The sequence below is a fragment of the Herpetosiphon giganteus genome (assembly GCF_016907925.1).
Taxonomy (GTDB): domain Bacteria; phylum Chloroflexota; class Chloroflexia; order Chloroflexales; family Herpetosiphonaceae; genus Herpetosiphon; species Herpetosiphon giganteus.
On sequence record NZ_JAFBCZ010000064.1, the window covers coordinates 1 to 5614 of the forward strand.

Genomic DNA, 5614 nt, shown 5'->3' on the forward strand with positions numbered 1-5614 from the left:
GGAGTCATGGTGGTCCTTTCCTTGGTCTGTTGCATTTCCAAGTATAGTCCACCTGGCTCTCGTTAATTTTGCACCACTTTCGTTATACCACCAATCACATTGGGAACATCACCATGGCGTTCATACTCCGTGTGCGGACTCAAGACCCATGGTTCGCCACGCCGCAGACAACGCTCAGGATGGTCGGTCTCGAATAGGGCTACGCCAAGCCGATAGAGACAGCCACCAGGAGTTATCCGAACGCCATGATAGATCAGCAACCAGCCTTCTTCGGTGGCGATGGGCGGTGGCGACAACCCAATTTTGTTGGCATCCCACCATGCGCCTTTGCGCGCCTCAAGCATACACTGGTGTTGACCCCAATGGCGTAAATCGGGTGAGAACGACATCCAAATATGCGATCCTTGTGCGCCAATCGGGCGATGAATCATCGCCCATAAGCCGTTAATCCGCACGGGAAAGAGTGCCGCATCTTTATTTTCGGGCTGCATCACCACTCCATAGCGGGTAAAGGTCTTGAAATCGGTCGTTGTTGCCAAAGAAACGCCCGGACCACCAGTCGCATACGAGGTATAGACCACCGCATAGGCCGCTAATTCCTCAAGATAGGTAATGCGCGGATCTTCAATGCCCCACTGTTCTTCAGGATACTGCTGCGGATCAGGCGCAAAGGTTGGGTGGGCATCAATTTGCCAGGTATCAATCCCATTGGCCGAGCGCGCTGCACAGAAATGCGAATGCCCACGCCGATCTTCAACCCTGCATAATAACAAGGTTGTGCCATCGGCAAGGATGGTTGCGCCTGGGTTAAACACGCTATTAATCGGGTATGGCCAATCGCTGGCTTGTAAAATCGGATTAGCTGAATGCCGTGTGAACAGATCGAGTCGATTCTGCTGGATCATCATGGATTCCAAACTGTCTCGCCATGAGACACTACAATGGTCTTGATAAACGAAGATCGCGTGGTGGAATCACATTCACCCCAATCTGCGTTGGGGGAACGACGCTGGCTGCCTTGCTCGTCGTCGTTCCAAGACGGATTGGTGGTATGAGCGTTTGCATCGTCAAGCGACTGATTAAAAAGGCGAGGGTTGATTCAGCACCCTGATTTTGATTAATCCGATCAATTTCTAGGCCATCAGCACACCCACCAGTGCGTGGGTCATAGAGGGCTACGCCTGCATCATTGTGGCCGAGAAACCAAGACAAGGCATGCTGGGCTTCATCGTACCAGCCTGCATCGCCGGTGCTTTCAAAGGCGGCACATGCTGCCAACACGGTTGCCTGCGCTTCAATTGGCTGTTGATCATAGTGCGCTGGCGCTTGTCCACGCTGGAAAAACCCATTCGAGCCAATGGGCTTGAAATGGTCAGCCTCCGGCCGCTGAATCGCACAGAGCCAGGTCAAGGCCGTTAATCCAGCCGCAACCATATCGGGGCGCTGAAGGGTTTGACCACTGACGATTAATGCATGCGGCAGCACCGCATTATCATAGGTCAGATGATCATCAAACCATTCCCAATCAGGCTGATGCGCCGCTTGAAAACGGGCTAATAATTGTTCAGCGAGGTGCGCTTGGCACGCCATAACCGTGCGATCACCAGGAAAGCGTTGACGATAGGCCGCGAATCCCAGCAAGGCGAAAGCCCATGGCCGTGGGTGGGTCAGCTGAGCCACCGCTGGAAGTGCGAAACGGAGCAGCCGTTGTGCAACGCCGCACAAGCCCGGATCATGGCTCTGGGCGAGCACCGTGCCAAGTGCCCAGATACTGCGCGCATGCGCATCTTCTGAGCCGGTCGCTTCTAACCACTGCCGATTTGCCCCCATAAAGTTGCGAAAGCGTTGCGTCGCTGGATTAAAGGCATACCAGAGAAACGCTAAATAGCGCATTGCCAGGCGCTGAGCCTGTGGTTCTTGGATGGGGTCGAGCAGCATCATGGCAATCAAGGCCCGCGCATTATCATCGGTCGCATAGCCTTCGTGATGATTGGGAATCGTTAAGATCGCATGTTGGATTAAGCCCATATCGTCGGTCATAGCGATCAGATGATCAAGACATAACGGCGGGATGATCGGCGCATCGGGCATGATGGGTTGATTCGCCAGCACCAGCACGGGATGGCGGGGGTGCGTCTGTGCCTGGAGAAAGCTGCGCATATAGTGCGTAGCAACAATCGACCAGAGCATCGTGCGCCCACGTTGATAGGCGCGTTCGCGAATGGTTTGACGTAGCTGGGGTTCGGCTAAAAGCGTGTTAACCTGCTCAGCGAGCAGCGCTGGATCATGAAACGGAACCAGCATGCCACCACCATGGGCCAAGAGTTCGGTTGCATACCAGTAGGGTGTCGAGACAATCGCCTTTCCAGCTCCAATTGCATAGGCTAAAGTACCCGAGACGCTTTGTTCTTGGGTATGATAGGGCGTAATATAAATATCAGCCGCACCCATATAGATTGCTAAAGCGCTCGGACTCACAAAGTGATCGTGAAACCGCACATGGGCTTGAATCCCAAGCTGTTCGACTAGCGCCTGCAGCATCTCGCGATAGGCCTCGCCAACGGTTTGACGAACGGTTGGATGGGTTGCTCCAACAATCACATACAGCACCTGCGGATGCTGTTGGATCAGGGATGGCAATGCATATAAAACATCTTCAATCCCTTTATTTGGCGAGAGCAAGCCGAAGGTCAGCAGAACCTGCTTGCCTGTCAGATTGGCGTGTTGTTTATCCTCATAGCCATCACGAAATGGCAGATCCGGAATGCCATGGGGAATACAATCAATCTGCGCCAATGGAATCCCATAGATTGTCTGCATCAAATCGACCGCATGCGAACTCATCACAATAATCCGTTGTGATCGTTGCGCAAGCTCCCACAAAATCGTCTGTTGATCGGCGGTTGGTTCGCGTAATACTGTGTGTAAGGTGGTTACGATCGGAATCGTGATAGCACGAATGAGCACGAGCAGATTCCGCCCTGATGCCCCACCAAAAATCCCATATTCATGCTGAATACACACAAGGTCATACGAACTCAAACGGATAAAATCGGCAGCTTGGGAATAACTATCTGGATTATCCTGATCAATCGTAAAGACCACTGAATCGGGATAGGCATAGCCTAGAGGCGTATCATTCATGGCCATCACGTCGATCCTGCTCTGTGGATACGCTTCAAGCAAGGCCATGCGCAAATCGGTGGTATAGGTTGCAATCCCACACTGGCGCGGAGCATAATTGCCAATGAGTAAAATTGAGCGAATCGATGGATACTGTGGTGTCGGCATGCCACACCTCCTGTACTAACGGAAAGCAATCACCCTGTCATAGCGGCATATGGTGGGTGGCGCAATGTTTCAATCCGGGGCAAAAGGGTATCAAGCTGCTGTTCCCAGCCCACATCCCAGGCCCGAATGGCGGCAATCACCTGAACCGGTGGCGTAACTGTACGGGCGGTCGGATGCCACGCCTGATAGCGAATAGCCGGTGGGAGCAGCACCCACTGGCTATAGTAGCCCAACAGATAGCGTAAGGCCATAAAGCCTGTCCAGCCTGCGATGGCATTCCCCTGCATCTGCGGACTCATCCAGCGCTGCGTGAAGGTCCCAAAATGATTCGGCTCAGCAAAGGTCAGGGGATGGATCACCAGCGGATGCTCCTGCTGACTAAACCCAAACAACAGACAGCGCAGGGCATTCGTCACCGGAACGGGATGCGGATAGGCCGCAATCCCTACCTGAAAATAGTGCTGATGATCGGGTGTAAACCAATGACTATCCATCGATAGCCCCTTTCTTAAATGATCAGGAGCGCCATGGGCGGCTAGGGTATGCGTAGACTCGCCAGCGGGAAAACCTGCAAAATGCGGGAGGCAGGAATCCCCGCAGCAATGAGGCGTTCAGGAATTCCATGGATCGTGTGATCACAATGAATCCAAACCCGCTCATCGTGATAGGCGATATGCACCAGACACTGATGAATCCGATGCTGCCCGTGCCACCCCGCGACCACCACCATATACTGCTGTTGCTCACGGTCAAACACCGTTTGCATCGTACATGCGCCCAGCGTATCAGGACATGGCATGGCCATCAGGACGGTTTCGATGAGCGTGGTGGGCGAAACGGCCACCATAACAAACTCCCTTCTAAAACAGCCATTGGGTTAGCGCATGGTCGGTTTCGATGGTAGGGGATCGTCTGGCCATTGATTCCAATGGGTGGGTGGGTGATTGTAGAGCGTGCGATACTCATGATATTGCCAAGCAATAAACCGCAGCGCGACTCCACTGAGCATGATGAGCACGATCGCCATGAGCATCTGCCACACGGGAAGGGTCAGACCACGCATCGTCACCTGTGGTTGTGGGCTCGCATTGCCGAGCAGCATCAGGCCACCAATCAGGCTCAGCCAGAGCAGAACAGAACGTTTTTTCATCATGTGCTCCCGTGAAGACCAGCACTGCTGGGAGCGTTCACCAGCAGTGCTGAAAGATGTTCCGGTAGGCGGGGTGGCCGAACACTCCCGGGAAACTGGATAGTGATGGTTGTTCCATGGTCAACCGCACTGGCAATCGTGATGCTGCCTTCGTGTTGTTGGATGAGTTCTTGCACAATGGCCAAGCCAAGTCCTTGACCAATCCGTGCCGCCCCATGGGGATCAGCAGTGTCAAAAAATGGACGAAAAATCTGCTCGAGGTCATCGGCAGCAATACCAACCCCAGAATCCTGAATGGTGATCTGCCCATCAGCAGCGAGGGTGATGGTAATGGCACTCTGCATCCCGCTATAGTGCAGGGCATTGAGCACGAGATTCTGAAAAATTTGGACTAAGCGCCCATAATCGCCCGCGATCCATATAGCTTCATCAGGAACCCGCAACACCAACAGATGCGCGGCGCGCATGCCGTGCATGGCATCAACGACCGTGCGCAGCACCGCACGGAGGTCAAGCGAACGCCGCTGAATCGGCCCCAGATCGTGGGTCATCAGCGTACTATCCAACAACGTGGGTACGAGTCGTCCTACGTGAATGGCTTGCATCCGCATCGTATTAATCATGTGCCGTTCACGCAGGGGAATGCCACCCCATGTGGCAACGCGTCGCTCCAATAAGTCGATATAGCCCAGCAAAATACTGATGGGCGTTTGCAGTTCATGGATCGCAATCGTCAGATGATGGTGAATCTGATGGGTTGTATCAAGCGCCACTGCCAGCGTGCTCGTGAGCGTTTGGACATGCTCTTCTGCCGCTCTGTGAGCGACGCGCGCAAACGCATAGTCAAGTGTCCGCTGAAAAAAGGCTGGTGTCAGGTCATCATCGAATAGTGTGGCATGCACCCCGCCGTGCAACACCGGGATCAGGGTGTGATTATCGGCGTTTGGGGCGGAGAAAATGAGCGGATAGGGTGCTGCATGATCAGACAGCGCTTGGATAATCATGCGGGCCGTATCCGTCAGTGGCAGTCGCACGAGAATAACATCGATCTGGCGCGTTGCCAGCATCCGCAGGCCATGGGGTGGTATAACGAAAGTGGTGCAAAATTAACGAGAGCCAGGTGGACTATACTTGGAAATGCAACAGACCAAGGAAAGGACCACCATGACTCCC

The 5614-nt window shown here is 53.8% G+C and carries 6 protein-coding genes; all 6 read right to left on the reverse strand.

Annotation, left to right across the window (positions count from 1 at the left end):
* Positions 1-62: 62 nt before the first annotated feature.
* From JOD20_RS26055 to JOD20_RS26080, 6 genes are read right to left on the reverse strand one after another with little or no spacing between them, the layout of a single operon-like run.
* Positions 63-908, reverse strand: a complete 846-nt coding sequence (locus JOD20_RS26055) for a glycoside hydrolase family 130 protein (RefSeq protein ID WP_239584092.1) — start codon at positions 906-908, stop codon at positions 63-65.
* Positions 909-936: 28 nt separating this feature from the next.
* Positions 937-3291, reverse strand: a complete 2355-nt coding sequence (locus JOD20_RS26060) for a glycosyltransferase family 4 protein (RefSeq protein WP_204758095.1) — start codon at positions 3289-3291, stop codon at positions 937-939.
* 29 nt (positions 3292-3320) lie between these two features.
* On the reverse strand, positions 3321-3785 hold the full coding sequence (locus tag JOD20_RS26065) for a hypothetical protein (protein ID WP_204758096.1): 465 nt from the start codon (positions 3783-3785) through the stop codon (positions 3321-3323).
* A gap of 41 nt (positions 3786-3826) precedes the next feature.
* The gene (locus JOD20_RS26070) at positions 3827-4138 is read right to left on the reverse strand and encodes an element excision factor XisI family protein (protein WP_054534574.1); all 312 of its coding nucleotides are present in this window, start codon (positions 4136-4138) and stop codon (positions 3827-3829) included.
* A 30-nt stretch (positions 4139-4168) separates the two neighbouring features.
* The gene (locus tag JOD20_RS26075; RefSeq protein WP_204758097.1) at positions 4169-4444 is read right to left on the reverse strand and encodes a hypothetical protein; all 276 of its coding nucleotides are present in this window, start codon (positions 4442-4444) and stop codon (positions 4169-4171) included.
* A complete protein-coding gene (locus JOD20_RS26080; RefSeq protein ID WP_239584093.1) occupies positions 4441-5508 on the reverse strand; it encodes a sensor histidine kinase in 1068 nt (355 codons plus the stop codon). The genes JOD20_RS26075 and JOD20_RS26080 overlap by 4 nt, the downstream gene beginning before the upstream one ends.
* Positions 5509-5614: the final 106 nt, after the last annotated feature.

Bases quoted from the DNA above. Each gene is read 5' to 3' on its own strand.
- JOD20_RS26070 (WP_054534574.1), bottom strand. From the start codon at position 4,138: ATGGTGGCCGTTTCGCCCACCACGCTCATCGAAACCGTCCTGATGGCC.
- JOD20_RS26075 (WP_204758097.1), bottom strand. From the start codon at position 4,444: ATGATGAAAAAACGTTCTGTTCTGCTCTGGCTGAGCCTGATTGGTGGC.
- JOD20_RS26080 (WP_239584093.1), bottom strand. From the start codon at position 5,508: ATGCTGGCAACGCGCCAGATCGATGTTATTCTCGTGCGACTGCCACTG.
- JOD20_RS26065 (WP_204758096.1), bottom strand. From the start codon at position 3,785: ATGGATAGTCATTGGTTTACACCCGATCATCAGCACTATTTTCAGGTA.
- JOD20_RS26055 (WP_239584092.1), bottom strand. From the start codon at position 908: ATGATGATCCAGCAGAATCGACTCGATCTGTTCACACGGCATTCAGCT.
- JOD20_RS26060 (WP_204758095.1), bottom strand. From the start codon at position 3,291: ATGCCGACACCACAGTATCCATCGATTCGCTCAATTTTACTCATTGGC.